This window comes from Zhihengliuella alba (assembly GCF_039538765.1).
GTDB classification, from domain to species: domain Bacteria; phylum Actinomycetota; class Actinomycetes; order Actinomycetales; family Micrococcaceae; genus Zhihengliuella; species Zhihengliuella alba.
Window position 1 is genome coordinate 785,833 of the sequence record NZ_BAABCJ010000002.1, and the last position, 23,319, is coordinate 809,151.

27 protein-coding genes and 2 tRNA genes are annotated in these 23,319 nt (G+C 71.4%); 16 read left to right on the top strand and 13 right to left on the bottom strand.

Annotated elements, in window-relative coordinates; all coding sequences use genetic code 11:
• Positions 1 to 202: 202 nt before the first annotated feature.
• From ABD784_RS09250 to ABD784_RS09290, 9 genes are all read left to right on the top strand, one after another.
• A complete protein-coding gene (locus ABD784_RS09250; protein WP_344883238.1) occupies positions 203 to 1,294 on the top strand; it encodes a fatty acid desaturase family protein in 1,092 nt (363 codons plus the stop codon).
• Positions 1,295 to 1,363: 69 nt separating this feature from the next.
• Positions 1,364 to 2,203, top strand: coding sequence for a Cof-type HAD-IIB family hydrolase (locus tag ABD784_RS09255; RefSeq protein WP_344883241.1), 840 nt, complete (start codon positions 1,364 to 1,366; stop codon positions 2,201 to 2,203).
• A gap of 169 nt (positions 2,204 to 2,372) precedes the next feature.
• Positions 2,373 to 2,966 carry a type 1 glutamine amidotransferase domain-containing protein gene (locus ABD784_RS09260; protein ID WP_344883244.1) on the top strand — a complete coding sequence of 198 codons (594 nt, stop codon included), beginning with the start codon at positions 2,373 to 2,375 and terminating at the stop codon, positions 2,964 to 2,966.
• 140 nt (positions 2,967 to 3,106) lie between these two features.
• A complete protein-coding gene (locus tag ABD784_RS09265) occupies positions 3,107 to 3,526 on the top strand; it encodes a DMT family transporter (RefSeq protein WP_344883247.1) in 420 nt (139 codons plus the stop codon).
• Positions 3,523 to 3,843, top strand: coding sequence for a DMT family transporter (locus ABD784_RS09270; protein WP_344883250.1), 321 nt, complete (start codon positions 3,523 to 3,525; stop codon positions 3,841 to 3,843). The genes ABD784_RS09265 and ABD784_RS09270 overlap by 4 nt, the downstream gene beginning before the upstream one ends.
• Positions 3,844 to 3,900: 57 nt before the next feature.
• Positions 3,901 to 4,941: an NAD(P)-dependent alcohol dehydrogenase gene (locus ABD784_RS09275; protein ID WP_344883252.1), complete on the top strand. Its 1,041-nt coding sequence runs from the start codon at positions 3,901 to 3,903 to the stop codon at positions 4,939 to 4,941.
• A 61-nt stretch (positions 4,942 to 5,002) separates the two neighbouring features.
• The gene (locus ABD784_RS09280; RefSeq protein ID WP_344883255.1) at positions 5,003 to 5,917 is read left to right on the top strand and encodes a DNA/RNA non-specific endonuclease; all 915 of its coding nucleotides are present in this window, start codon (positions 5,003 to 5,005) and stop codon (positions 5,915 to 5,917) included.
• Between the two features lie 114 nt (positions 5,918 to 6,031).
• A complete protein-coding gene (gene poxB, locus ABD784_RS09285; protein ID WP_344883258.1) occupies positions 6,032 to 7,756 on the top strand; it encodes a ubiquinone-dependent pyruvate dehydrogenase in 1,725 nt (574 codons plus the stop codon).
• 136 nt (positions 7,757 to 7,892) lie between these two features.
• A complete protein-coding gene (locus tag ABD784_RS09290) occupies positions 7,893 to 9,023 on the top strand; it encodes a calcium:cation antiporter (RefSeq protein ID WP_344883521.1) in 1,131 nt (376 codons plus the stop codon).
• Here ABD784_RS09290 and ABD784_RS09295 read toward each other — a convergent pair.
• The 3 genes from ABD784_RS09295 to ABD784_RS09305 form a co-directional block, all read right to left on the bottom strand.
• A complete protein-coding gene (locus ABD784_RS09295) occupies positions 9,020 to 9,559 on the bottom strand; it encodes a metallophosphoesterase family protein (protein ID WP_344883262.1) in 540 nt (179 codons plus the stop codon). The two genes, ABD784_RS09290 and ABD784_RS09295, sit on opposite strands and share 4 nt — an antisense overlap.
• The gene (locus ABD784_RS09300) at positions 9,556 to 9,876 is read right to left on the bottom strand and encodes a 4a-hydroxytetrahydrobiopterin dehydratase (RefSeq protein ID WP_344883265.1); all 321 of its coding nucleotides are present in this window, start codon (positions 9,874 to 9,876) and stop codon (positions 9,556 to 9,558) included. Before ABD784_RS09300 ends, ABD784_RS09295 begins: the two co-directional genes overlap by 4 nt.
• Positions 9,877 to 10,108: 232 nt before the next feature.
• A tRNA-Ala gene (locus ABD784_RS09305) sits at positions 10,109 to 10,181 on the bottom strand.
• 118 nt (positions 10,182 to 10,299) lie between these two features.
• Here ABD784_RS09305 and ABD784_RS09310 point away from each other — a divergent pair.
• A complete protein-coding gene (locus ABD784_RS09310; RefSeq protein ID WP_344883268.1) occupies positions 10,300 to 11,562 on the top strand; it encodes an AI-2E family transporter in 1,263 nt (420 codons plus the stop codon).
• Between the two features lie 114 nt (positions 11,563 to 11,676).
• Positions 11,677 to 12,099 (top strand): VOC family protein, encoded by a 423-nt coding sequence (locus ABD784_RS09315; RefSeq protein WP_344883271.1) that lies wholly within the window; start codon positions 11,677 to 11,679, stop codon positions 12,097 to 12,099.
• 118 nt (positions 12,100 to 12,217) lie between these two features.
• On the opposite strand, the gene ABD784_RS09320 is transcribed toward ABD784_RS09315, so the two are convergent.
• Positions 12,218 to 13,471: an MFS transporter gene (locus ABD784_RS09320; protein WP_344883274.1), complete on the bottom strand. Its 1,254-nt coding sequence runs from the start codon at positions 13,469 to 13,471 to the stop codon at positions 12,218 to 12,220.
• A 230-nt stretch (positions 13,472 to 13,701) separates the two neighbouring features.
• Between ABD784_RS09320 and ABD784_RS09325 the strand changes: the two genes are divergently transcribed.
• A complete protein-coding gene (locus tag ABD784_RS09325) occupies positions 13,702 to 14,355 on the top strand; it encodes a DNA-3-methyladenine glycosylase I (RefSeq protein WP_344883276.1) in 654 nt (217 codons plus the stop codon).
• A 1-nt stretch (position 14,356) separates the two neighbouring features.
• Here ABD784_RS09325 and ABD784_RS09330 read toward each other — a convergent pair whose 3' ends face one another.
• Positions 14,357 to 14,788 (bottom strand): Fur family transcriptional regulator, encoded by a 432-nt coding sequence (locus tag ABD784_RS09330; protein ID WP_344883279.1) that lies wholly within the window; start codon positions 14,786 to 14,788, stop codon positions 14,357 to 14,359.
• Positions 14,789 to 14,881: 93 nt separating this feature from the next.
• Entirely contained in the window at positions 14,882 to 15,361 is a 480-nt protein-coding gene (locus tag ABD784_RS09335; protein ID WP_344883282.1) for an NUDIX hydrolase, read from the bottom strand.
• A 169-nt stretch (positions 15,362 to 15,530) separates the two neighbouring features.
• Between ABD784_RS09335 and ABD784_RS09340 the strand changes: the two genes are divergently transcribed.
• Entirely contained in the window at positions 15,531 to 16,076 is a 546-nt protein-coding gene (locus ABD784_RS09340) for a hypothetical protein (protein WP_344883285.1), read from the top strand.
• Between the two features lie 56 nt (positions 16,077 to 16,132).
• Here ABD784_RS09340 and ABD784_RS09345 read toward each other — a convergent pair whose 3' ends face one another.
• The 4 genes from ABD784_RS09345 to ABD784_RS09360 form a co-directional block, all read right to left on the bottom strand.
• Positions 16,133 to 16,690, bottom strand: a complete 558-nt coding sequence (locus ABD784_RS09345; RefSeq protein WP_344883288.1) for a carbohydrate kinase family protein — start codon at positions 16,688 to 16,690, stop codon at positions 16,133 to 16,135.
• 102 nt (positions 16,691 to 16,792) lie between these two features.
• Positions 16,793 to 17,476 (bottom strand): RraA family protein, encoded by a 684-nt coding sequence (locus tag ABD784_RS09350; protein WP_344883291.1) that lies wholly within the window; start codon positions 17,474 to 17,476, stop codon positions 16,793 to 16,795.
• 107 nt (positions 17,477 to 17,583) lie between these two features.
• Positions 17,584 to 17,656, bottom strand: a tRNA-Ala gene (locus ABD784_RS09355).
• A 102-nt stretch (positions 17,657 to 17,758) separates the two neighbouring features.
• Positions 17,759 to 17,977, bottom strand: coding sequence for a helix-turn-helix domain-containing protein (locus ABD784_RS09360; RefSeq protein ID WP_375141900.1), 219 nt, complete (start codon positions 17,975 to 17,977; stop codon positions 17,759 to 17,761).
• Between the two features lie 165 nt (positions 17,978 to 18,142).
• Between ABD784_RS09360 and ABD784_RS09365 the strand changes: the two genes are divergently transcribed.
• Complete coding sequence (locus tag ABD784_RS09365; protein WP_344883294.1) at positions 18,143 to 18,625, top strand: Lrp/AsnC family transcriptional regulator; 483 nt, start codon at positions 18,143 to 18,145, stop codon at positions 18,623 to 18,625.
• On the opposite strand, the gene ABD784_RS09370 is transcribed toward ABD784_RS09365, so the two are convergent.
• The 3 genes from ABD784_RS09370 to ABD784_RS09380 all read right to left on the bottom strand — a co-directional run bounded on the left by ABD784_RS09370 (position 18,622) and on the right by ABD784_RS09380 (position 20,328).
• Positions 18,622 to 19,332, bottom strand: coding sequence for a hypothetical protein (locus ABD784_RS09370; RefSeq protein ID WP_344883297.1), 711 nt, complete (start codon positions 19,330 to 19,332; stop codon positions 18,622 to 18,624). The two genes, ABD784_RS09365 and ABD784_RS09370, sit on opposite strands and share 4 nt — an antisense overlap.
• A gap of 120 nt (positions 19,333 to 19,452) precedes the next feature.
• Positions 19,453 to 19,716, bottom strand: a complete 264-nt coding sequence (locus ABD784_RS09375) for a hypothetical protein (RefSeq protein ID WP_344883300.1) — start codon at positions 19,714 to 19,716, stop codon at positions 19,453 to 19,455.
• A 111-nt stretch (positions 19,717 to 19,827) separates the two neighbouring features.
• Positions 19,828 to 20,328 carry a DUF456 domain-containing protein gene (locus ABD784_RS09380; protein WP_344883303.1) on the bottom strand — a complete coding sequence of 167 codons (501 nt, stop codon included), beginning with the start codon at positions 20,326 to 20,328 and terminating at the stop codon, positions 19,828 to 19,830.
• Positions 20,329 to 20,472: 144 nt separating this feature from the next.
• Between ABD784_RS09380 and ABD784_RS09385 the strand changes: the two genes are divergently transcribed.
• Together ABD784_RS09385 and ABD784_RS09390 are read left to right on the top strand one after the other, a co-directional pair.
• Positions 20,473 to 21,261, top strand: a complete 789-nt coding sequence (locus ABD784_RS09385) for a LamB/YcsF family protein (RefSeq protein WP_344883306.1) — start codon at positions 20,473 to 20,475, stop codon at positions 21,259 to 21,261.
• On the top strand, positions 21,246 to 23,294 hold the full coding sequence (locus ABD784_RS09390) for a 5-oxoprolinase subunit B/C family protein (protein WP_344883309.1): 2,049 nt from the start codon (positions 21,246 to 21,248) through the stop codon (positions 23,292 to 23,294). The genes ABD784_RS09385 and ABD784_RS09390 overlap by 16 nt, the downstream gene beginning before the upstream one ends.
• Positions 23,295 to 23,319: the final 25 nt, after the last annotated feature.

Sequence of the window (23,319 nt, forward strand, 5' to 3'; positions counted from 1 at the left end):
AAGGGCCGGGCGGCGGCAGCGGAGGGCCTCGTCAGGCAGCTCCCAGCCCGCCTTCATATCTTTCCCGGGCCCGCTCGCGTACGCTGAAGGTACTTGGTCTTTCAGCTGCGGCTTTTCTCTACCCACTGCAGCAGACTTCAACATCAAGATCGGCTGCGTCGTATACGCCTTCGGTTTTTATCTCCCCAGGAAATACCACCGCATGACAAGTACTACTGTTGCACCGCCCACCAGCTCCTCCGGCACGCCGGCACGCTTCCGGGCCACGAGTGATTACTCCCAACTCCTCAAGGAGGTCCGCGCAGCTGGCCTCCTCGCCAAGCGGCGGGGCTTCTACCTGTGGTTGCTGGCCGGCCTGACCGCGGCCCTGACCGCCTGCGGCGTCGCCTCCGTGCTGATCGGGCACTCCTGGTTCCAGCTCCTCATCGCGGGCTTCGTCGGGATCCTGCTGACCCAGATGGCCTTCGTGGGCCACGAGGCCGCTCACCGCCAGGTCTTCAAGAGCCACAAGACCAACGAGTGGGTGGGGCTCGTCCTCGCCAACCTCGTGGTCGGCCTGTCGTTCGCCTGGTGGAACAACAAGCACAACAAGCACCACGCGAACCCCAATACGATCGGGCACGACCCGGACATCGAGGATCCGGTGGTCGCCTTCACACCGCAGCAGTTCGCCACCCGGCGGGGGCCGCTGCGCTGGATCGCCAAGCGCCAGGGCTACCTCTTCTTCCCGCTCCTGCTGCTGGAGGGCCTGAACCTGCACCGCGACGCGCTGCAGACGGTCTTCGGCCGCAACAGCATCAAGCGCCGGCCCATGGAGATCATCACCCTCATGGTGCGACTGATCGCCGTGCCGGCCGTGCTGTTCATCTTCCTGCCGCCGGGCATCGCCTTCGCCGCCTGGGGCGTCCAGCTTGCGGTCTTCGGGTTCTACATGGGCGCGTCCTTCGCCCCGAACCACAAGGGCATGCCGCTGCTCGAGGAGCGCGGGATGCTCGACTTCCTGAAGCGCCAGGTCCTGACCTCGCGCAATGTCCGCGGCGGCTGGTTCAATACCAGCCTCATGGGCGGGCTCAACTACCAGGTGGAGCACCACCTGTTCCCGAATATGCCGCGCCCGCACCTCGCCGAGGCACAGCGGATTGTCCAGCGCTTCTGCAACGAGCGGGGGATCCCCTACACCGAGGTCTCCCTGGTCAGCTCCTACAAGGCCGTGGTCCAGTACCTGAACCGCGTCGGCCTGGGCGCACGCGACCCGTTCGAGTGCCCCCTGCAGCAGATGCGCAAGACCGGCTGACCTTGCTGCTCCCGCCGCCCCGCGCGACGCACTTGGTGCGCTACGCGGGGCGGCGCCCATAATGGACGGGTGACCTCCACCCCCATCCATGACGCCTCCCCCGCCTTCGGCCTCCTGCTGGACGTCGACGGTCCCATCGCCAGCCCCGTCACCCGCACGGTAGCCATCGACTCCATCGCCCGCGACCTCGCCGGCATGGCGAACCGCGGCATCCCGGTGGTGTTCAATACCGGCCGGTCGGACGCGTTCATCGCCGAGCAGGTGGTCCCGCGCCTGCGGGAGTTCGGCCTGCTCCCCGGCACACCGGTCTTCACCATCAGCGAGAAGGGCGCCGTGTGGGCCGCCGTCGAGCCGGACGGGCTCGGCGAGGTGAGCATCGACGAGGAGCTGGCCCTGCCGCCCGCGTTCGGCGCCGACGTCGCCGAGCTGATCCGCGAGCGCTTCGCGGACACTATGTTCTTCGACCACACGAAGCGCGCCATGGTGTCCGCGGAGATGCGGGTCGGCGTGGGCTCCGAGGAGTACTGGGCGGCCCAGAAGGAGTTCGACGCCGCGATCCCCGCCCTGATCGAGCGGCACGGCCTCACCGGGGTGCGGATCGACCCGACGATCATCTCCACCGACATCGAGTCGGACCGCCTCGGGAAGGACCTCGGCGCGCGGCGCGCCCTCGAGCTGCTGGCCGCCCGCGGCGTGGAGCCCCGGTCCTGGTACACCATGGGCGATTCGCGCACCGACTACGCGATGGCCGACTGGCTGCACGGTCAGGGCCGCCGGGTCACGCACGTGGACGTGCGTCCCGCGGACGGCGTGCCCGAGACCGACTACACGGTCCTGAGCCACGACGACGAGGTCCACGATGCGGCCGGCGCGCACTTCCTGACCCGGTGGGCCGCGGACGTGGCGTAGGTCGCCCGCCCCGTCCAACCAGCGTCGAGCGAGTTCCCAGCAACCTCCGGGCCGCAGCCCCCTCGAAGCGTCAGGAGGGCTGTGGTAGCCATGGAGAAGCGGCGCCCGCGGCGGGAGAATCCCCGCCGAATCCCCGCAGGCGCCCCCTCCGTCGAAAGGAAGCACCACCATGGCATCCGCAGCGAACAGCACCCCGAACCCCGCCGGCGGCGCCCTGGCCGACCGCAGGGTCCTGGTCATCAGCACCAACTACGGCACCGAGAGCGACGAGCTCACCAAGCCCATCGAGGCGCTCAGCGAGGCCGGCGCCGACGTCACGGTCGCCGCCGTGGAGGCCGGCCCGATCAAGACGCTGAAGAGCGACAAGGAGCCCGGCCCCGAGGTCCCCGCCGACACCACTCTGGGCGAGGCGGCCGCCGCCCAGTACGACGCCGTCGTGGTGCCCGGCGGCACGCTCAATGCCGACCAGCTACGCGTGAACAGCAATGCGCAGATGCTGGTGAAGGGTTTCGCTCAGGCCGGCAAGCCGGTCGCGGCGATCTGCCACGGGCCGTGGCTGCTGATCGAGTCCGATCTCGCCTCCGGCAAGCGGCTCACGTCCTACCCGTCCCTGGGGACGGACCTGAAGAACGCGGGTGCGACGTGGGTGGACGAGGAGGTCGTCCTCGACACGTCGGCCGGCTTCCCGCTCATCACCTCCCGCAACCCGGGGGACCTGGAGGCGTTCAACGCCAAGCTGATCGAGCAGCTCTCCGGCGCCTAGCGATCCCGGCCGCTCCGGGGCCGGCGCGTTCCGCCTGCGCACACCGGAGCACGCCAGCCACCGCCCGCGGGGCCGCGCCGTCGTCCGGATGGCGCGGCCCCGCTGTCGCGGAGGGCACGTCGTCGAGGACAATCAGCACCATGGTCAAGTGGCTCTATCTCGGGCTCGCCATCCTGGGCGAGGTCACGGGCACCCTCGCGCTCCGCGCCGCCGTCGACGACGGCGGCTGGACCGCTCTCGCCGTCGCGGGCTACGTCGTCGCCTTCGCCCTGCTCGGCCTGACGCTGCGGGCGGGGATGCCGGTGGGCGTCGCCTACGGCGTGTGGGGTGCCTCCGGGGTGGCGCTCACCGCGGTCGCCGGCGCGCTGCTCTTCGGCGAGGCGCTGGGTACGACGGCGGTGGCGGGCCTCGCGCTGATCGTCGTCGGCGTGGTGCTCATCGAGTCCGGCTCCCACCCGCGGGACGCCCGGCCCTCCGGAGCCGCGGAGCACGACGCGGGGTTGGACACCGATCCCACCGGCCTCCCCGGTGGTCCCGACGAGCGGAGGAGCACCCGATGAGCTGGCTCTACCTGGCCCTCGCCATCGGCTGCGAGCTCCTCGGGACACTGAGCCTGCGGGCTTCGGACGGCCTGCGCAGGAGGCGGTGGCTGATCGCCGTCGTCCTCGGCTACGCCGGGGCGTTCGCACTCCTAGGGATGTCCCTCCGGGCGGGCATGCCCGTCGGCGTCGCCTATGCGATCTGGGCGGCGACCGGAATCGCCCTGGTCGCGATCCTGGCCAAGGCGATCTGGGACGATCCCTTGACCAAGCGCATGGTCCTCGGGATCGTCCTCGTCATCGGCGGTGTGGTCCTCGTCGAGGCCGGCGCCCACTGACCTGAACCCAGGGACCTCTGGCAGACTTCCACCCACCACCTAACGATCGGAGCCCCCATGCTCACCGCCAAGGCCTACGCCGCGCCCTCCCCCACCGAGCCCCTGGTCCCGCTCACCATCGAGCGCCGGGACCTCGGCCCCAAGGACGTCCTGATCGCGATCCGGTACGCCGGGATCTGCCACAGCGACATCCACACCGTCCGCGGCGACTGGGGGCCCATCTCCTACCCGCAGGTCGTGGGCCACGAGATCGTCGGCGAGGTGGTCGAGGTCGGGCCCGAGGCCACGAGGCACGCCGTCGGCGACCGGGTCGGCGTGGGCTGCATGGTGGACTCCTGCCGCGAGTGCGAGCAGTGCCGGGCCGGCAACGAGCACTACTGCCTCGAGGGCAACACGCAGACCTACGCGTCGGTGGACCGCGACGGCAGCATCACGCAGGGCGGCTACTCGACCCACGTGGTGGTGGACGAGGACTTCGTGCTGAAGATCCCGGAGTCGCTGCCGTACGACGCCGTCGCACCCCTGCTGTGCGCCGGCATCACCACGTACTCGCCGCTCGCCCGCTGGAACGCCGGAGCCGGGTCCCGCGTCGCGGTGGTCGGGATGGGCGGGCTCGGCCACCTGGCCGTGAAGATCGCGGTGGCGATGGGCGCCGAGGTCACCGTCCTGTCCCGCAGCACGTCCAAGCAGGAGGACGCGCTCGCCTTCGGCGCCGCGCGTCACGTCGCGACCGGGGACGACGGCGCCCTCGACGGCCTGCGCGGCTCCTTCGATCTGATCATCAACACGGTCAGCGCGCCGCTGGACATGGACGCGTATCTGGCGACCCTCCGCCCCGAGGGCGCGCTCGTGAACGTCGGGGCGCCTCCGCAGCCGCTGCCGGTCTCGGTCTTCTCCCTGATCATGGGCGGGCGGACGTTCGCCGGCTCCAACATCGGGTCCATCCGGGAGACGCAGGAGATGCTGGACTTCTGCGCCGAGCACGGCATCGCCCCGGAGATCGAGCTGATCCCGGCGGAGCGGATCAACGAGGCCTACCAGCGGGTCCTGGACAGCGACGTGCGCTACCGGTTCGTCGTCGACACCGCCACGCTGTAGGGCCCGGCCGGAACCGCCCGGCGTTCACCAACCTGTCACCGTCCGCTGGTACGTTCCGGGCATGACGAGCACCCCGGCATCGACGAACGGCCCCGCCACCACCAACGACGCCACGACCACGGACGGGTTGGACGACCGCCCGGGATTCGACGAGCACTTCCTAGGCGAGCATCTGCCGGTGCCGGAGCTCCCGGGCGTCGAGACGGTCCTGCTGCCGTACACCCACTTCTCGGTGTCCCTGCGGCCGGACCGGCGCCTCGCGGCGGTGACGGCCCTCGGGATCGACGGCGCCAGCATGTTCGAGCTCGGCCGGTCCGGCATCGACTGGCGGCTCGATCCGCGCGTGCCCGAGGACCAGCAGGCCGGCCCGGAGCTCTACGCCCGGAACGATCTGGACCGCGGACACCTGGTACGGCGGGCCTCCGCCGTCTGGGGCAGGTCCCGGGCCGAGGCGGCTCGGGCGAACGAGGACACCTTCTTCTACACGAACGCCGCCCCGCAGGCCGCCGCCTACAACCAGAGCCTGGAGCTGTGGCTCGGCCTGGAGACGTACCTGCTGCGCAACGCGGCCGACCACGGGCGGCGGATCGCGGTGTTCACCGGTCCCGTGTTCAGCGATCGCGACCCGGTCTACCGCGGCGTGGGCATCCCGCTCCAGTACTTCAAGGTCGCCGCCTTCCTCCACCAGGGCGTACTCTCAGCCACCGGGTACGTGGTCGATCAGACGCCGCAGCTGGAGGGTGTGCCGGGCGTCCCGCGCCCTGGCTCGGTCGACGGCGGGGCGCCGCCGCTGGGACCGTTCCGCACCTTCCAGGTGCCCGTCGTGGACATCGCCGCGCTGACCGGGCTCGAACTCGCACGCCTCGTGGCCGCCGACCTCATGCCATCGGTGGCGGGGACCCGGAGCGCCGGGGTGCCGGCGAGGTGGCGCGAGCTCGACGGCGAGCAGGCGCTCCGGCTCGACGGGGTTCTGTAGCGACTTCCCGCGCCAAGGGCCGGGGGTGCCTGTCTGGTCCCTCACAGCCCCGGGCCATTCGGATTCCGCAGGAGTATCGTGCGGACCAGGACACCTCTCGAGGGAAGGGACACCATGGTCACGGTCGCAGAGAACATCGTCGGTACCCTGCGCGCGAACGGCGTCGAACGGGTCTACGGGCTTCCCGGTGACTCGCTCAACGGCCTCACGGATGCGCTGCGCAAGGACGGAACCATCCGCTGGGTCAACGTCCGGCACGAGGAGTCCGCCGCGTTCGCGGCCTCCGCCGAGGCGCAGATGACCGGCGAGCTCACGGTCTGCGCGGGCTCCTGCGGGCCGGGCAACCTGCACCTGATCAACGGCCTCTACGATGCCCACCGCTCCCGGGTCCCGGTGCTGGCGATCGCCGCGCACATCCCGACCCCGGAGATCGGGTCGAACTACTTCCAGGAGACGCACCCGCAGGAGATCTTCCGCGAGTGCAGCGTCTACGCGGAGTACGTGGCGCACCCGTCGCAGATGCCCCGCATGATGGAGATCGCCCTGCGGACCGCCATCGAGCGCCGCGGGGTGGCGATCCTGGTGATCCCGGGCGACGTCGCCCTCGCCGAGGCCCAGTCCACCCGGAACACCGTGATCACGCAGGCGCGTCCCGTCGTCGTGCCGTCCGACGACGAGCTGGACCACGCCGCCGAGCTCCTCAACGGCCGGGGCAGGACGACGATCCTCGCCGGCGCCGGCGTCGCCGGGGCGCACGCTGAGCTGCTCGCGGTGGCCGACCGGCTCGGAGCCCCGATCGTGCACGCGCTGCGCGGCAAGGAGCATATCGAGTACGACAACCCGTACGACGTCGGGATGACCGGCCTGCTCGGCTTCTCGTCCGGCTACCGGGCGATGGAGAACGCGGACACCCTGCTGATGGTCGGGACGGACTTCCCCTACCAGCAGTTCTTCCCGGAGGACGCGACCACCATCCAGATCGACCTGCGCGGCGAGCAGCTGGGGCGCCGGCACCCGCTGGACCTCGGCCTGGTCGGCGACAGCCGGGCGACCCTCGCGGCGCTGCTGCCGCGGCTGGCGGAGGCCAGGAGCCGCAAGCACCTGGACGATTCGCGGCGCCACTACGCCAAGACGCGGGAGCGGCTGGACGACCTCGCCGTGCCGAGTCGGGGCAAGGCGCACATCCATCCGCAGTACCTGGCCCGGCTCCTCGACGAGAAGGCGTCGGAGGACGCCGTGTTCCTGCCCGACGTCGGCTCCCCCGTGGTCTGGGCGGCCCGCTACCTCACGATGAACGGGCGGCGACGGCTCATCGGCTCCTTCAGCCACGGCTCCATGGCCAACGCCCTGCCGCAGGCGATGGGCGTGCAGGCGACCGAGCCCGGCCGCCAGGTGGTCGCCCTCGCCGGTGACGGCGGACTGAGCATGCTGATGGGTGAGCTCTCGACGCTGGTGCAGGAGAAGCTGCCGGTGAAGGTGGTGGTCTTCAACAACTCGTCGCTGAACTTCGTGGAGCTGGAGATGAAGGCCGCCGGATTCGTCACGTACGGGACCGACCTGGCGAGCCCGAACTTCGGCGACGTCGCCCAGGCACTGGGGCTCTGGGGCCGGCGCGTGGAGTCCTCCAAGGACCTGCCGAAGGCGGTCGAGGAGTTCCTGGCGGTCGACGGGCCCGCAGTGCTCGACGTGCGGACCGAGCGGCAGGAGCTGTCCATGCCGCCGTCGATCACGGCGGAGCAGGTCAAGGGCTTCACCCTGTACGCGGTGCGCACGGTGATGTCCGGGCGCGGCGACGAGCTGCTGGAGCTCGCCAAGACGAATCTGCGGCAGCTCTTCTAGCCCGTCTGTCGTGCCTCGGGCCCGGCGCGACGACGCCGAGTGGCTAGACTGACCCCTGAAATAGTTGGCGGGACGGCCCGCCGGCGGACGTCAGAGCGGGGACGGCCCCGCAGGAAACCGTGAATCGCCTGTGCGCATCGCATCGACCCTCCACACCGTCCTGACCGTTCCCGCCCTCGCCGGACTGGGGCTGGGCTGGGCCGCCGACGCGACCACCGTCGTCGCCCACCCGTTGCTCGAGAACCCGCTGGCCACACCGGCCCTGGTGGCCGTCCTGGTCGCCATCGTCCTCGTGATCATCGCCTGCGCGTTCGGCGTCGTCGCGCAGGCCGAGCACCTGGCGCACCGCCTCGGCGACCCGTACGGCACGCTCGTGCTGACGCTCTCGATCGTGCTGATCGAGGTCATCCTGATCTCGGCGGTCATGCTCGGCCCGGGCGAGCACGCGACCATCGCCCGCGACTCCGTCATGGCGGTGTCGATGATCATCCTCAACCTGGTGGTTGGCGCCGCACTGCTGGTGGGCGGCCTCCGCCACGGCGGGCTGCGGGCGAACGCGACCGGCGTCTCCGCCTACCTGTCCGTCCTGGTGGTCCTCACGGCCGTGGCGTTCGCCCTGCCCGGCCTCATCGGCCGCGACGGCGCCTACACCCCGGCCCAGGCCGTCCCCATCGCCGTGCTCACCGTGGCTCTCTACGCGTTCTTCCTCTACCGCCAGATGGGCGCCCAGCGCGCCGACTTCCAGGAACTGGACGCCCCCGGCGACGGGACGGCCACCCCGCCGTCGTCCATCGCCGCGGTCCTCACGGCGCACCGAGGCGAGCTGATCGCGCGGACGGTGGTTCTGGTGCTGACCGTGGTGCCGATCGTGCTGCTGTCCCACGACATGGCCGCACTCCTGGACGAGGGGCTGCAGCGCGCAGGCGCGCCGGTGGCGCTCTCCGGCATCCTGATCGCGATGATCGTCTTCCTGCCGGAGACCATCACGACCCTCCGGGCCGCGCGGACCGCCGAGATGCAGCGGGTCAGCAACCTGTGCCACGGGGCGCTCGTCTCGACGGTGGGGCTGACCATTCCGGCGGTGCTGGTGATCGGCCTGCTGACCGGCCAGGCCGTGACCCTGGGCGAGGGCCCGACGAATCTGGTGCTGCTGGGGACGAGCCTGCTGCTCACGGTCACGACCTTCTCCGGCCGGCGGGCGACGGCCCTGCACGGTGCGAGCCACCTGCTGCTGTTCGCCGTCTACGCGCTCACGGTGTTCGCCTAGCCGACGGTCGGGGCCGATGGCCGGACGCCCGGCTGCCAGCGCTCCACCGGGACGAGCTCCACGTCCAGCCGTCCGCCGTCGACGACGGCCCTCATCATCGTGCAGACGGGCTGCCGGCGCCGGTCCGTGGGCGAGCCGGGGTTGAGGAGGCGGAGCCCGCCGGGGCCGGTCGTATCCCACGGGATGTGGGAGTGACCGAAGACGAGCACGTCGACGCCGGGGAAGGCCGCCTCCATGCGCTCCTCGCGCTTCCGCGCCGGCCCGGTCTCGTGGACCAGGGCGAAGCGGACGCCCTCGACGGTGAAGCGTGCGACCTCCGGCAGCCGGGCCCGTAGCTCCGGCCCGTCGTTGTTCCCGTAGACGCCGTGGAACCGGCGGGATCGGGACTCGAGCAGGTTCAGGGTGGCCGTGTCCACCCAGTCCCCGGCGTGCACGACGACGTCAGCCGCGTCGACGGCGCGGAGGACGTCGTCGCTGAGCCGCTTGGCGCGGACGGGGAGGTGGGTGTCGGCGAGCAGGAGCAGGCTGGTGGTCATCCGTCGCCCGAGCCGCTCCCCACTCCCAGGTCCCCGGCGTGACCGCTGATGACCCGGGCGAGGTCAATGTCGCGGCTGGTGATGCCGCCGACGTCGTGACTGGAGAGGGTCACGCCGACCTCGGGGTAGGTGAGCGTGAGGTCCGGGTGGTGGTTGGCGTCCTCGGCCGAGGCGCCGATGCGATTCACCAGCTCGAGCCCGGTCGCGAAGTTCTTCGTCGCGAAGCGCGCCGTCAGGTTCTCGTCGACCTGCTGCCAGCCGGCGAGCCCGGCCTCGTCGATCTCTGCGGGGGACAGCTTTCGTTTCGGATCATTCATGCTGCCCATGGTGGACCCTGCCGGGGCCCGTGGGCTAGTCCCTCACCCCCGGGGACGCCGATGCGCCTCCCGCCCCGGCGGCCCCGCACGGCGCCCCGGCATCCCCCACGGCGCCACAGGGATCGGTGCGTTCCCCGAGCGCGTCAGGGCCTGAGAACGCGTCAGGGCATGAGAACGCGTCAGGGCATGAGAAAAGGCCCGGACCTGGAGTCCGGGCCTTCTCGTCCTTCGGTGGAGGTAAGGGGATTCGAACCCCTGACCTTCTGCATGCCATGCAGACGCGCTACCAACTGCGCCATACCCCCGAGGGAATGAGTTCATCGCCTCAGCGGTGAACCGAGTAAAAACTATACAGCATCGCGCCGGCCGGCCCATAATCGGCGCAACCGCCGCCCGCCGCCCGTGCATCACTACACTGACACCATGACTGGGGCCGAAACCGACGCCGCGGCCGGAACCGGCCACAAGACCGCCTGGCCGAGGATCGCCGTCATCTCGGTGACGTTCGCCGGCATCGCCCTGCTCCTGCAGCTGGTCCAGGGCGTCCGCGACGTCGCCGCCCCGGTGTTCCTGGGGCTGAACCTGATGATCGTGGCCTACCCGCTCCAGCGCGTCCTGATGCGCTGGATGCAGCGCTACCTCGCCGCCGCGCTGACACTCGTGGCGGTGCTGGTGGTCGTCTTCGCGTTCTTCGGCGCCAGCGGGTGGGCCGTCGGCGAGCTGCTGCGCGAGCTCCCGCGCTACAACAGCCAGTTCTCCTCCCTCTGGGCGGACACGGTCGCCGCCCTGGCCGCGATCGGCATCAGCCAGTCCATGATCGTGGACCAGTTCGCCGCACTCGGAGCCGGCGGCATCGCCAGCCTGCTCAGTCCCGTGGTCGGCAACGTCACCGCAGTGCTCGGCACGCTGGTCACCGTCATCATGGCGGTCTTCTTCCTGGCCATGGACTCGGCCGGCTTCCACCGCCGGCTGGCCATGGTCCGGGCCGGCCACCCCGGCATGTCCAGCGCACTGATCAGCTTCAGCCAGGGGGTCCGCCGCTACTGGGTGGTGACCACCCTGTTCGGCTTGATCGTGGCACTGCTGGACGTCCTGGCCCTCGCGATCATCGGCGTGCCGCTGATGTGGGTCTGGGGCGTCCTGGCCTTCCTGACCAACTACATCCCGAACATCGGCTTCGTGATCGGCCTGGTGCCGCCGGCGCTGCTCGCCCTCCTCGACGGCGGCCCCGGTCCGGCCCTCGCCGTGGTCATCACCTACTCGTTCTTGAACTTCACCGTCCAGGCGATCATCCAGCCCAAGTTCGCCGGCCAGTCGGTCGGTGTCACGCCGACGCTCTCCTTCATCTCCCTGCTGTTCTGGTACTGGGTGCTCGGATGGCTCGGCGCCCTGCTCGCCCTGCCGGCGACGCTCCTGCTCAAGGCGCTCCTAGTCGATGCGGACCCGAGCGCCCGCTGGATCAATGCCCTCATCTCCTCCAACCCGGCCCCGGAGGTCCCGGCCGGGATGCAGGCCGCGGCGGAGGCCGCGGGTCCACCGTCATCGCCTGCGGCAGGCGCCCCGGCGCCGGACGATGGACCGGACCAGGGCCCGGACCAGGGCCCGGACGACGAGCCGGACGAGGAGCGGGATACCGGGCCGGCGTCGTCGGGGTCTTCACAAACCGGCCCCACTGGAAGAGACTGAGCCCGAGGCACTCCGCGAGCCGGCACCCGCAGGCCCCGCCGCGCCGAATCAGTCACCGCCGGCCCGCCTCCGCCGAAGGAGGCAGCGCCGACTGCTCCGACGAAAGGCTCCCCCATGACCATCGGACTGACCCCCTACCTCCAGTTCCCGGGCACCGCGCGCGAGGCGCTGGACTTCTACCACGCGGTGTTCGGCGGCGAGCTGGACACCAGCACCTACGCCGAGGGCATGGGCGAGGAGGGCGAGAACAAGGACCTCATCATGCATGGCTCGATCTACGTGGACCGCGGCACGCACATCATGGCCTCCGACCTGCCGCCGGGCATGGAGGGCAACGGGTTCGGCACCATGGCGCTCAGCTCCAGCGGGGACAGTCCGGACGAGGACAGCCGCCTGGAGCAGTGGTGGGAGGCCCTGTCCGACGGCGCCACGGTCAATCTGCCGCTCGAGACGGCGCCGTGGGGCGACAAGTTCGGGCAGCTGACGGACCGCTTCGGCGTCAGCTGGATGTTCAACATCGCGGCGTCGGCCTCCTAGGCCGGACACCCCGGGGTTGGCTGCCGACCCGGGCTACGGTCGGCGCCTGGGCTGCCCCGCCGTCGCGCACGGACTGAAGCGACGGCGTGCCCTGCGCGGGCTAGACCGACGGCGTGCCCTACGCGGACGCGTCGACTGCGGGCACCGACGGTGCCGCGGTGGGCGCCTCGGGCGTGCGGCGGCGGTGGAGCCAGCCGGCGAACAGGGCGAGCGCCAGCCCCATGAGCGCGAGGATGGTGCCCGCGAAGGCGGGGGCCTGGTAGCCGAGGCCCGCCCGGATGACCTCCGCGCCCAAGGCTGCGCCGAGTGCGTTCGCGACGTTGAGGGACGAGTGGTTCAGCGACGATGCGAGGGACTGCGCGCGGGGGGCCGAGTCCATGAGCAACGACTGCAGACCGGGTGCGAGGAGCGATCCGACGCCGCCCATGATGAACACGAAGACCATGGCCAGCCACGGGATCGGCGACACCAGGCCGAACGTCGTCATGACGATCGCCATTGACCCCAGCGAGATGTAGAGGCTGCCGAAGACCGACCAGTCCGCCAGACGGCCGCCGACCAGGTTGCCCGCGACCATGCCGAGGCCGTAGAGGCCCAGCACGATGGGCACCACCGTGATCGGCAGTCCCGTCACGTCGGTCAGGATCGGGCTGATGTACGAGTAGACGGCGAAGAAGCCGCCGAAGCCCACGATGCCGGTGAGCATGGCGAGCCAGACGCCGCCGCTCTTGAGCGCCGAGAGCTCGGCGCGGATGCTGGCCTCGGCATGCGAGGGCCTGAACGGCACGTTGGCCTTGATCAGGATCCAGGTCAGGACGCCGATGATGCCCACCGCCACGAACATCGAGCGCCATCCGAGCCACTGGCCGACCCACGTGAACACCGGGACGCCGACGACGTTGGCCGCGGCGAGCCCGAGGAAGATCCACGCGATGGCCCGTCCGCGCATCGTGGGCGGGACCAGCGTGGCCGCCAGGAGCGCGGCGAGCCCGAAGTACGCCCCGTGCGGGAGCCCGGAGAGGAAGCGGCTGAGGACCATGACCTCGTAGGTCGGCGCGAAGAACGAGGACACGTTCGCGATGGTGAAGAACCCCATCAACCACAGGACCATGGTCTTCTTGGGCACGCGGGCGCCCAGTGCCGTCAGCGTCGGAGCGCCGACCACCACGCCCAGCGCGTAAGCCGTAATGAGCAGACCCATGTCCTCGTTGGCGACGCCGAGGTCCACCGCGCCCTCCTGGAGGAGGCCCATGATCGTGAATTCGGTGGCGCCGATGCCGAAGCCGCCCATGGCGAGGGCGATGACGGCAACGAGCAGTCGGCGTCCGGTCAGGAGCGACGTGGCCGTCTGCGGCGTGGCATGAGTCTGCATCGATACTTTCTACGGTGGTGAGCGGTGTGCAACGAATGGAGCTACGGAGTATTCAACCCGGCGATGGCGCTGCTTCTTCCCCATTGTCTCGCACGCCACACGGGTTTGGCAGGTGGATGTGTCGACGATTGGTGTTATCCACAGCACGTCCAGCGAGTCGGTCCGGGCGGGCCAGCCCGGTGGCAAGATGGAGCAGGACCGCCCCAGATCGCGACGACCGTGGAGGAACGATGCCCGACGCCACCGAACAAGACGCCGCCGACGGCGCCCTCCGGACCGGTCCGGCTCCGGCCGAGACCGGCCTCGTCATCGGAGAGGACGGCCTGGCCCGCCCGGTCTGGGCATCGCGCGATCCCCTCCTGCGCGAGTACTACGACGCGGAGTGGGGACTGCCGGTCCGCGACGAGCAGGGCGTGTACGAGCGGTTGACGCTCGAGGCCTTCCAGTCCGGGCTCTCGTGGGCGACGATCCTGCGCAAGCGGCCGGCATTCCGCGAGGCCTTCGCGGGCTTCGATCCGGACGCGGTGGCCGCGTTCGGCGACGACGACGTCGAACGCCTCATGCAGGATGAGCGCATCGTCCGGAACCGTCGGAAGATCGAGGCGGCCGTCGCCAACGCCCGGGCCACGGTCGCGCTCCGGGCCGACGGCGGCTTGGCGGAGTTCGTGTGGTCCTTCCGGCCGGAGGCGACGCCGGAGCCCACCACATGGCTCGAGGTCCCGTCCCGCTCGGAGGAGTCGGTCGCCCTGTCGAAGGCCCTGAAGAAGCGGGGGTTCACTTTCGTCGGGCCCACCACGATGTTCGCGCTCATGGAGGCCATCGGGATCGTCGATACCCACCTGGTCGGCAGCCATAGGCGCGGGACTAGCGGCGTGTGGGCCTGAATCAGGCCTCGGCGAGGTCCTTGCAGGACGGGCAGACGCCCCAGTAGAGGACCTCCGCCTCGTCGATCTCGAAACCGTGGTGGTGGGACGGCGCCAGGCAGGGGGCCTCCCCGACGGCGCAGTCCACGTCGGCGATGTTGCCGCACGAGCGGCACACCACGTGGTGGTGGTTGTCGCCGACGCGGGCCTCGTAGCGGGCGTTGTGCCCGTGCGGCTGGATGCGCCGGATGGCCCCGAGCCGGGTCAGGAGCCGCAGCGAGTCGTAGACCGCCTGGTGGGAGACGGCGGGGTGATCCTGCCGGACCGCGTCGATGATCGTGTCCGTGTCGGCATGCGGATTCCCGGCGACGGCGGAGAGCACGGCGCGGCGCGGTCGCGTCACCCGCAGGGACGCGTCGCGGAGCACTCGCTCGAGATCCACCGTTTCAGTCACGGGTAACAGTCTGCCCTGTCTCTTGAAATAGTCAAGATAAGAGGCGGGAGTGTAGGCGATGCCACACGGTCGGTCGAGCCGCGTGAAGCCGACTCAGACGGGGCGATCGGCGATGAGGCGCGCGGCGCCGTCGTACTCGACGGCGGTGCGGATGCGCTCGCACATCCGCTCCGGCATCTCGGGGAGCCCGTCGAGCGGGAACCAGCCCGCTGCGGTGGACTCGTCGTCGGCCGGACGGGGCTCTCCCCCGAGATGGCGGCAGAGGAAGGTGTGGTCGAGGTACTGCGCGCGGTCGCCGTTGACGTGGACCACCTCCGGGGAGACGCCGACGGCTGCGAGCCCGACGACGTCGCAGCGGACCGCTGCCTCCTCCTCCACCTCGCGGACGGCCGCGACGGCGGGATGCTCGCCCGGGTCGACAATGCCGGTGACGGGCGTCCACACCCCGGTGTCCGATCGTCGGACCAGGAGTACCTCGCTCTCGCGGAGGACGACGGCGGTGACACCGATCAGCCAGAGCGGATCGTGTCCGATGTGCTCGCGGAGGCGCAGGACGAAGTCGGGAACCGGCATGCGGCCAGACTAGCGGTGCCCCACCCGTGGGTCGTGGCCCTCGATTCTGATCCGGCGTTCCAAAAATGTTCTACTGATGCTCGGACGCAGAGACGCGACGCAAAGAGCGGTCAGCGGGAGCGGCCGCACAGGCGGCCGGCCGACGGCCGCTCACTGACGAGGAGGACCCGTGAAGAAGTTCGACCGACGCCCCCTGGCCCTCGTGGCCGCCACGCTGCTGCTGGGCCTCGCGGCCTGCGGACCGGGCGACGGCGGGCAGAACGGCACCGGCGACGACTCGGCCGCCACGGCCCCCACGGCCGCCGGGACGGAGGGAACGACCGACGCGCCGGCGCCCGGGTCCGAGTCCGGGTCGGATGCCGACGGGGCGGACCGCCGGATCGATGTCGAGGCCATCGGCGACGGACCCATCGGACTGACGACGGCCGAGGCGGCCCAGAACGGCGACGACGCGTCGGGCCGCCTGATCACGGGCCCCGGTGGCTGTTTCGCCGTGGTGGACAACGCGGAGCCGCAGCTTCTGCTCTTCCCCGAGGACGCCGAGTTCGTGCTGCGCGACGGCCAGCCGTCGGTGACCACCTCCGGGCTCGGCACGGTGGAGGTCGGCAAGCAGTTCGACTTCTCCGCCGAGGCCGTGGCACTCGAGGACACCGCGGGCATCCCGGATCGCTGCACGCACGGTGAGGCGACCGAGGTGCTCCTGCTCGCCGAATAGGACTCGACGAGCAGGACGTGGCGGTAGGGCGCGTCAGGACGGGGCAGTAGCGCGCGTCAGGACGGGGCCAGGTCGCGGCTGCGCACCACCCGGGCCGCATGCCCGGCCGCGGCGCGGAGGGCCTCCTCGGTCTGGGCTCCCCGCAGGTGAGCGTCCAGGAAGGCGGCGAAGAAACCGTCGCCGGCACCGTTGGTGTCGACGACGTCGTCCACCGGAACCGCCTCGACCTCCAGGAAGCCGTCCTCGGGCGTGAGCGCCGTGGCGCCCTCCGCACCGTGCGTGCACACGGCCAGCCGGGCGCCGGCGTCGACTCGGGCACGGAGGAAGTCCCGCCACGCGGGCAGCCCGTCCGAGCTGAGGAAGACGTGCGTGCCCTGCTCCAACCACGGTCGGTGGAAGTCGCTGTCGCCGTCGTAGTCGTGCAGGTCCACCCAGGCGTCGCGTCCGCGCTCGCGCGCGGCCGCGAGGACCGGCAGCGCGTGCGGCGCGAGATCGACCACGACGGCCGATGCGGCGTCCAGGACCTCGACCACGCGGCGTGGGAGGCCGTCGACGCGCTCGGGCTCCCCGGGCGTCTGCAGGTAGATGGAGACGCGACCGCCCAGCGAATCCATGAGGTTGAGATGCTTCTCGGTCCTCCCTCCGCGGCGCAGCAAATCGCTGCGTAGCGATTCGCTGCCTAGCGGCTCGGGTCCGAGGGGCGCGAACGCGCGGGCCTAGTCAGGCAGCCCGGCCGTGTCACCGCCGGCGGCGAGGCCGGCCTCGATCTTCCGGCGGTGCGCCGCCTCCCAGTCGCCGAGGCTCTGGGACTCCTCGCCGGCGTCGCGCTCGACCGCGGCGCCGAGCAGCTCGGCCGCCCGGTGCGCCTCGACCACCACGATGCCCTCCTCGTCGGCCACGACGACGTCGCCGGTGCGCACCCGGACCCCGCCGACGGTGGCCTCACCGGACGGGAGGACGCCCTGCTTGGTGCCGGGTTTCGGGAACACGCCGCGGGCGAAGACCGGGAACTCCGCGTCGCGGACCTCCTGGAGGTCGCGGATGGTGCCGTCGACGACGAAGGCCGCGATGCCGCGGCGCTGGGCGACCGCGCAGACATTGCCGCCGGCGACGGCGAGCGGCGATCCGCCGGAGTCGACGACGATCACGGATCCCGGCTCCGCACGGTAGATCGCGGCGTGCATCATGAGGTTGTCGCCGGGGACGCAGCGCACCGCGTAGGCGGGGCCGGTCACGCGCGGCATGCCCGGCCAGAGGGGGCCGATCCCCGGATCCATGACGCGGTCGACGTCGACCAGGTCGGCGACGGAGGTGGGCGAGACATCCGGAAGCAGGTCGGTCGGCCGGCGCGTCTCTCCGAGTTCGCGGTCGGCACCGTGCGCAGTTGCGTCGTCAGTCATACCCGTAGCAAACCATGCACCGGGCCTGCGCGACAGCATCGATTGAGCCCACTAAAAAGACTCCGCCGGCCTCCTGCTGTGCGCGGGATGCCGACGGAGTCCAGATGTGGAGCTTAGGGGAATCGAACCCCTGACCTTTTCATTGCGAACGAAACGCTCTACCAACTGAGCTAAAGCCCCATGCCGACTGCTGCGAGTCGGACGAAAGCTAGATTAGCCCCGGAACCGGCCTCGGCCCAAATTCTCGCGTCGGACCCGCGGCGACGCCCACGTCGCGCGCCCCTACTCGGCGGGCTGCTCCGACTTGTGCTTCTCCGCGGCCTCGCGGGACGCGGCATACTGGCGCTCCACGTACGCCTCGAACTCGGAGCGCTCGACGCGCCACAGGCCGCGTCCGCCGATCTGGATGGCCGGCAGCTCGCCGGAGCGCACCAGCCCTCGGACCACGGGCATGTTGACGTTGAGCTCCTCGGCCACGTCTTCGAGTCGCATGAATCGCATACACACGAATTTACAGCCATCAAACGCTCCCATCCATCCCCGGCCTCCGCCTGTGGAGGGAGAGCGGTCACGACCGCCCCGAACGTGCATGCGACGCAACACTTTGAGCGCCTCGCGCGCCAGCGCCTACCGTTAGAGCACATCCCTATCCGGACGAGGAACCCCATGTCATCGCAGCGCTACCAACTCGACGCCACGGACAAGCGCATCCTGCTGGCGCTCGACGAGGATCCTCGCGTTCCCACGCTCATGCTCTCCCAGCAGCTCGGCCTCGCCCGAGGCACGGTCCAGTCCCGCCTGGAGAAGCTCGCCGCCGCCGGGGTCCTGCTCGAGAACAGCATCCGGGTCACCCCCGCAGCGCTCGGTCACCCGGTCTCGGCGTCCGTCGACGCGCAGGTGGAGCAGTCCAGGCTGGACGACGCCGTCGCGGCCCTCGCCGAGATCCCGGAGGTCCTGGAGTGCCTGGCCCCAGCAGGCGACACGGACCTGCGGATCCGGATCGTCGCCCGCGACAGCGACCACCTCTACCGGGTGTCGGAGCAGATCCGGCTCTGCCCGGGCATCGAGCGCACGTCCACCACGATGTTCCTGCGCCAACTCATCCCGTTCCGGACGCGCGGCCTCCTCGCCGACGAGCAGGACCGCTAGAAACCGACCGTCAGGTCCTCGAGCGGAACATCGGAGACGGTGACCGCCCACCAGTACACGCCGGCCATCAGCGCCGCGCTGGCCGCCATCCACACGCCGGTCAGCTTCAGCAGGAACCGCACCTCCTCGCGCCGCACGGGCCCCTGGTCGCCGCCGAGATCGCCCCCACCGCGAATCGGGCGCTCGATCGACGTCGCCGGTCCGCCGCCGTCCGTCAACGGCGCCACCACGCCGCTCCTGTCCGGCTGGTCGGCTGCGGATTCGCCGTCGAGTCCACCTTCTACCTCGCGACCGGGCTCAGCCGTCCCGGTCGCCTCGGCCAGCCGGGTGGCGCCGCCGTGGCGCGCACCGCCGTCGTTCGCGCCCGGGGCCGCGAGCGGCGCGCGGCCGGGGATGCGGATCTCGTCGTCGCCGGCGGCCAGGGCACGCCGCTGCGCCGGGGCCAGCAGAGCGTTGGGTGCGTGGTCCGTGGAGCCGTCGTCGAGCAACGCGACGGTCACGTCGAAATCGCGGCTGCGGTAGAAGCCCACCGCACGCTCCCCGTGGCGCGCCAGCAGGACGTCGACGGCCACGCCGTGGCGGGGATCGCGGCGGGCGGCCTCTGCGGAGACGAACCGGCTGCGCGGAATCCGCCCCCGGTGCGCACGGGCTGGAGCAGTGCGCGGAGCGCGGGTGCCGTCCGGCCGGGCAGAGAAAAAGGAAGTCACGTTGCGATCATAGGTTCGCCGAGGGCAGAACCGGGCGAAAAGTCGCCGAATTCACGGGCCCCTGTGACCGGGCGCGCTCACGTCCCGGTTGGTGTCACGTCGAACCCGCCTACTGCCTTTTCACGGAGCTGTGCCGTGCTTCTGCGTCTTATTGAACTTCCTACGCTGCGCGCTGCGGCCGACAAGAAATACTGTGAAAAGCGCGACGGACAACACTGCAAGCGCCACTGCGCGCCAGCCGAAGTCTTGCGCGTTGGTCACGTCTCCCGGGCTCTCAATTTCCTGAAACAGGATCGACGTCAGACCTGCGAGCAGTAGCGCCAAAGCCCCGCTGATGACAGCACCGATGAGAGATATTCTCAGCCAAGTCCGGTGGTGGCTCATGCGATGGATCTCCTCTTCGTCACGTCTCAACCTTCAGTTGTCGTCGTCCAGTTGCCACGGGCGCGATCCCCTCCCGATCTACCACCGGCCTCGGAACCGGCGACTCCGCCCCTAGGTGGAGGCGAAGTGCCAGAAGACGCCGATCACCCAGACCGATGTGGCCAGGGCCGCGCAGCCGAACTCGACGAGGATCCCGATGCCGGTCGCCTTCAGGGCCGAGCCGGACGAGCGCAGCGCGGCCCCGAGGTCGCGGCGGCGTGCGTACTCGGATCCGAGCAGTCCGGCGCCGAAGCCGACGAACAACCCCACCACGGGGATGACGAACATCCCGACGACGGCCGCGACCAGGGCGACGACGATCGAGCCGCGCGGGATCCGTTGACGCTTCAGGCTCCGCCCGGTGAGGACTGCGGAGGCGGACCAGCCGATGGACACGAGCGCGGCCCCGATGATGCCCGTGGTCCAAGCAGCGGGCGAGCCTAGGAGCCAGGCCCAGCCCAGCAGCGCGATCAGCGCCAGCCAGCTCCCGGGAAGGATCGGGTAGACAGTGCCGAGCACGGCGACGAGCAGGAGGAGACCCACGACGATGGTCCCGATGACGGCCATTTCCATGGGCACAGTGTCCCACGCGGTCACTGGAGACGTTGGCCCAGGCGCGTCCGCCGGAGCCCGCCGGAGAGCATCCGCCCCCGGCCCGGAGACCCTCGGCGAGTAGGGTGGATGTGATCCATACGACGGCGACAGGAGGACGGCATCATGGCCTCGACCGGCCCGGAACCGGGCGTCATCGACCTCAACTGCGATGTCGGCGAGTCCTTCGGCGCCTGGACCCTGGGCGACGACGACGCGATCCTGCCGCTGGTCACCAGTGCCAACATCGCCTGCGGCTTCCATGGCGGCGACCCCTCCGTCATGCGTGCCACGGTGGCCACGGCGGCGGAGCGCGGCGTCGCCGTCGGCGCCCATGTGGCCTACCGCGATCTGGCGGGCTTCGGCCGCCGCTTCCTCGACTGCACGCCGGCCGAGCTCGCGGACGACGTGCTCTACCAGCTCGGTGCCCTGGACGCCTTCGCCCGGGCCGCCGGCACCCGCGTCTCCTACGTCAAGCCGCACGGCGCCCTCTACAACGCCATCGTGACGCACGAGCCGCACGCCGGAGCGGTCGTCGAGGCCGTCGCGGCGTTCGGGGACCTGCCGGTGCTCGGGCTGCCGGGCGCCGCCGTGCTGCGGCTGGCCGAGGAGCGCGGGCTGCGCCCGGTGACCGAGGCCTTCGCCGACCGCGCCTACACCCCGGACGGGCGCCTGGTCCCGCGGCGCGAGCCCGGGGCCGTCCTCCACGACCCGGCGGCGATCGCCGCGCGCATGGTGCGGCTGGCGACCACGGGGAGGGTCGAGGCGGTCGACGGCACGGAGATCGAGCTGTCCGCGGAGAGCATCTGCGTCCACGGCGACACGGCCGGCGCCGTGGAGATCGCCCGCCGGGTGCGCTCCGGCCTGGAGTCGGCCGGGGTGGAGCTGCGGAGGTTCGCATGGTGCGCCTCCTGACCGTCGGCGCGCGGGCGCTGCTGATCGAGCTCGACTCGACGTCCGACGTCGTCCGGCTGCGTGGCCGGATCCCGGCCGCCCTCGAGGGGCTCGCCGGACTCGTGCCCGGCGCGCGCACGCTCCTGGTCCGCTTCGACTCGCGCGCCGCGCTCCGGGAGGCGCGGCCGCTCCTCGCCGAGCTCGCCCTCGGCAGCGGCGGTGACAGTCCCGGTGCCCGTGGCAGCGCAGGTGCCAGTGCCGGTGGTCTCGATGCCGACCCCGGCGCCGACCCCGGCGACGACTCGGCCACCGAGGGCAACGCCCCGGGCGCCCGTCCCGAGGCCGTGCGGATCGAAGTGGTGTACGACGGTGAGGACCTCGCCGAGATCTCCCGCCTCACCGGCCTGGAGCCGGACCGGATCGTCGCCGCGCACTCCGGCGTCGAGTGGATAGCGGCCTTCCCCGGGTTCGCCCCCGGTTTCGCGTACCTCGTCCCCGAGGCCGACACGGCGGACGCGCGGACCGCAGCGGACCTGCACCGGCTGCTGGCCGTCCCCCGGCGCACGACGCCCCGGACACGGGTGCCGTCCGGCTCCGTCGCGCTCGCGGGCGGCTTCTCCGCCGTCTACCCGCAGGCCTCGCCCGGCGGCTGGCAGCTGATCGGGACGACCTCGGCCCCGCTCTGGCGGACAGACCGGGTGGACGGCACCGGTCGGCCCGCCCCAGCCCTCCTCGCGGCCGGGGCGCGCGTCCGCTTCGTGCCCGTCGAGGAACTGGCCCGGCCCGGCACGCCGGCGGATGGCTCACCGATGGATCGCTCGGCACTGCACACCTCGACCGGCGCCCGCGCACTGCTCGTCGAGGACGCCGGGCTCCAGACCCTGGTCGAGGACCTCGGCCGGCCCGGCGGGGAGCGGTGGGGCGTCTCCCCCTCCGGCGTGCTGGATCCGGAGACGGCAGCCGCCCTCAACAGGGTGCTCGGCAACGCGGCGGGCGCACCGGTCCTGGAGAGCATCGGTGGCCTGGCACTGCGGGCCCGCGGCCACCACCGGGTCGCCGTCGGCGGAGCCAGCGACGGCATCGTCAGCGGGCCCGACGGCGAGCGCCCGCTGGAGCGCGGGAGGGCCGCGACCCTCTTCGACGGCGAGCTGCTGACGGTGCCCGCAGCGGCGACCGGGCTGCGCAGCTGGATCGCGGCCCGCGGCGGGTTCGCCGCCCCGGAGGCGTGCGAATCCGGGGACGGGGTCCCGGCGCTAGGCAGCTGGTCCACCGACCTGCTCTCCGGCCTCGGTCCCCGGCCCGTGCAGGCCGGGGACGTCCTTCCGATCGGGGACGCTCCCCGGGCCGAGCACACCGGCGCGCACACCGGCGGACCGGAGCCGGCGGGAGCACCGACCGAGACTGCTGCGTGGCCGTCCGACGACCTGGAACGGCAGCTCGCGGCCGGCCAGGGGGCCGTCACCCTCGAATTCGTCCCCGGCCCGCGGGACGACTGGTTCGACCCGGCGGAACTGGAGCGGCTCGCCGAGCTCCTCTGGGAGGTCACGGCGGAGTCCAACCGGGTCGGGCTGCGCATCCGGCCTACCGACGGTGCATCCCAGCGCCCGCTGCGCCGGACCGACGCCGCCAGCAGAGCAGAGCTCCCCAGCGAGCCTCTGGTCACGGGGGCGATCCAGGTGCCGCCGTCCGGCGAGCCGATCCTGTTCCTGGCGGATCGGCCCGTGACCGGCGGCTATCCGGTGGTCGGCGTCGTGGTACCCCGCAGCCTCCGCCTGGCCGCGCAGCTGGCCCCCGGCACGCGCGTCCGCTTCGCCGCCGTCCACCCGGACGACGAGGACGCCTCCGGTGGCGAGGTTGCCTCGGGCCAGGCAGTCGTCCCGGGTCAGGCAGTCGTCCCGGGCCAGGCAGTCGTCTCGGGCCAGGCAGTCGTCTCGGGCGAGGCGGTCGCCGAGGTGAGGGACGACGTCGTCCGCATCGGGCTCACCGTCGACGGGCGGCCCGTGACGGTCGGCATCCCCCTGGACGTCATCCAGGGTCTCGCCGACGGCGGCTGACCCCGCACCGCCCGCCGCACCGATC

Bases quoted from the DNA above. Each gene is read 5' to 3' on its own strand.
- ABD784_RS09265 (WP_344883247.1), top strand. From the start codon at position 3,107: ATGGTCAAGTGGCTCTATCTCGGGCTCGCCATCCTGGGCGAGGTCACG.
- ABD784_RS09260 (WP_344883244.1), top strand. From the start codon at position 2,373: ATGGCATCCGCAGCGAACAGCACCCCGAACCCCGCCGGCGGCGCCCTG.
- ABD784_RS09280 (WP_344883255.1), top strand. From the start codon at position 5,003: ATGACGAGCACCCCGGCATCGACGAACGGCCCCGCCACCACCAACGAC.
- ABD784_RS09335 (WP_344883282.1), bottom strand. From the start codon at position 15,361: ATGCCGGTTCCCGACTTCGTCCTGCGCCTCCGCGAGCACATCGGACAC.
- ABD784_RS09365 (WP_344883294.1), top strand. From the start codon at position 18,143: ATGTCATCGCAGCGCTACCAACTCGACGCCACGGACAAGCGCATCCTG.
- ABD784_RS09315 (WP_344883271.1), top strand. From the start codon at position 11,677: ATGACCATCGGACTGACCCCCTACCTCCAGTTCCCGGGCACCGCGCGC.
- ABD784_RS09250 (WP_344883238.1), top strand. From the start codon at position 203: ATGACAAGTACTACTGTTGCACCGCCCACCAGCTCCTCCGGCACGCCG.
- ABD784_RS09385 (WP_344883306.1), top strand. From the start codon at position 20,473: ATGGCCTCGACCGGCCCGGAACCGGGCGTCATCGACCTCAACTGCGAT.
- ABD784_RS09380 (WP_344883303.1), bottom strand. From the start codon at position 20,328: ATGGAAATGGCCGTCATCGGGACCATCGTCGTGGGTCTCCTCCTGCTC.
- ABD784_RS09320 (WP_344883274.1), bottom strand. From the start codon at position 13,471: ATGCAGACTCATGCCACGCCGCAGACGGCCACGTCGCTCCTGACCGGA.
- poxB (WP_344883258.1), top strand. From the start codon at position 6,032: ATGGTCACGGTCGCAGAGAACATCGTCGGTACCCTGCGCGCGAACGGC.
- ABD784_RS09360 (WP_375141900.1), bottom strand. From the start codon at position 17,977: ATGCGATTCATGCGACTCGAAGACGTGGCCGAGGAGCTCAACGTCAAC.
- ABD784_RS09270 (WP_344883250.1), top strand. From the start codon at position 3,523: ATGAGCTGGCTCTACCTGGCCCTCGCCATCGGCTGCGAGCTCCTCGGG.
- ABD784_RS09390 (WP_344883309.1), top strand. From the start codon at position 21,246: ATGGTGCGCCTCCTGACCGTCGGCGCGCGGGCGCTGCTGATCGAGCTC.
- ABD784_RS09300 (WP_344883265.1), bottom strand. From the start codon at position 9,876: ATGAATGATCCGAAACGAAAGCTGTCCCCCGCAGAGATCGACGAGGCC.
- ABD784_RS09295 (WP_344883262.1), bottom strand. From the start codon at position 9,559: ATGACCACCAGCCTGCTCCTGCTCGCCGACACCCACCTCCCCGTCCGC.
- ABD784_RS09310 (WP_344883268.1), top strand. From the start codon at position 10,300: ATGACTGGGGCCGAAACCGACGCCGCGGCCGGAACCGGCCACAAGACC.
- ABD784_RS09375 (WP_344883300.1), bottom strand. From the start codon at position 19,716: ATGAGCCACCACCGGACTTGGCTGAGAATATCTCTCATCGGTGCTGTC.
- ABD784_RS09325 (WP_344883276.1), top strand. From the start codon at position 13,702: ATGCCCGACGCCACCGAACAAGACGCCGCCGACGGCGCCCTCCGGACC.
- ABD784_RS09350 (WP_344883291.1), bottom strand. From the start codon at position 17,476: ATGACTGACGACGCAACTGCGCACGGTGCCGACCGCGAACTCGGAGAG.
- ABD784_RS09275 (WP_344883252.1), top strand. From the start codon at position 3,901: ATGCTCACCGCCAAGGCCTACGCCGCGCCCTCCCCCACCGAGCCCCTG.
- ABD784_RS09345 (WP_344883288.1), bottom strand. From the start codon at position 16,690: ATGGATTCGCTGGGCGGTCGCGTCTCCATCTACCTGCAGACGCCCGGG.